General features: G+C 71.7%; 1 protein-coding gene. It reads right to left on the reverse strand.

The features are described 5' to 3' along the window. Window positions 1-1,072, reverse strand: a 1,072-nt coding sequence (locus P1P70_RS44995; RefSeq protein WP_319248319.1) for a condensation domain-containing protein, incomplete at both ends; no start/stop codon positions are given.

The raw sequence follows: 1,072 nt of genomic DNA on the forward strand, positions 1-1,072 counted from the left end.
GGACATATGGGTGCAACGACAGGGTTTTCGTCGGCAGGGGAGGATGGTGGAGAGGGCCGAGGTCGGCGGGACCCGGGGGCGGCCGTCCGGGAAGAGGAGGGCGCGGAGCTGTTCGCGGCTGGGGACCGCGTGCGCGGGGAGCCCGGCGAAGGCGGCCAGTTGGTGAGGGGTCGGGAGGTAGCCGACGAGGGCCGCGTCGAGGCGGGTGTCGCGGTGGCGTGATCCCTCTCCCTCCAGTTCGCCTCTCAACTCCCCTGCGAAGCGCATGAGTTCGTCACACGTCACGGCCCTCGACGACGCGCGCGCCGTGATGCTCAGGCCCTTGCCGTCCGGGGTGGGGCGTACGGCCAGGAAGACGTCGGTGCCCACCGGCGGCGGGGCGAGTTCGGTGTCGCTGTCGTCGGCCCGGAGCGACAGCGTGGTGTCGGGCGGTGCGCCGAGGGAGCTGAAGTCCAGGAACGTGAAGAAGAACTGGGCGGTACGGGGCAGGCCTTGGGGCGTACGGAGGTCCAGAGGGCCGGCGGTGCGGGCCGCGATGGTCTCGGCGGTGACACGGCGGAGGTCCTCGTCGAAGCCCGGGGCGGGGTCGGCGTCGTCGGACGGTGGCACCGGGCGCAGCGCCACCGCCTCGGCGAACGGGCCGAAGACGCGGTGGGCGTCGCCGGTGCTCTCGTCCCTGCCGGTGACGGCCAGGCCGAGGACCAGGTCGCGGCGGCCGGTCAGGGTGGTGAGGGCGCGGTAGTACGCCGTGAGGACGGGGGCGTGGAGCGTGGTGCCCGCCGTCCGGGCGAGGTGGCGCAGGGCCTGGGTGCGGTCGGCGTCGAGGGTGAGCATGGACGCTGAGCGGTGCAGGGTGTTGTAGGTCAGGGCCTCGGGGTCGATACCTTCAACAGCGAATGCGGCTGAGATCCAGGTGTTTTCGTCCATGAGCTGGCGCACGGTGGTACGCACTGCATCGTCGGTGAATGCGCGTTCGCCGTTGATCCCGTCGCACGAGTACGAACGCACCTCGGGCAGCTCGGCCGGGTCCGTGCACACCAGGCGGTCGTCGAGCTGGTCGTAGCTGTCGGTC

Origin of the sequence: Streptomyces sp. MB09-02B, assembly GCF_033794485.1 — a bacterium.
In the GTDB taxonomy this organism is placed as follows: Bacteria; Actinomycetota; Actinomycetes; order Streptomycetales; family Streptomycetaceae; genus Streptomyces.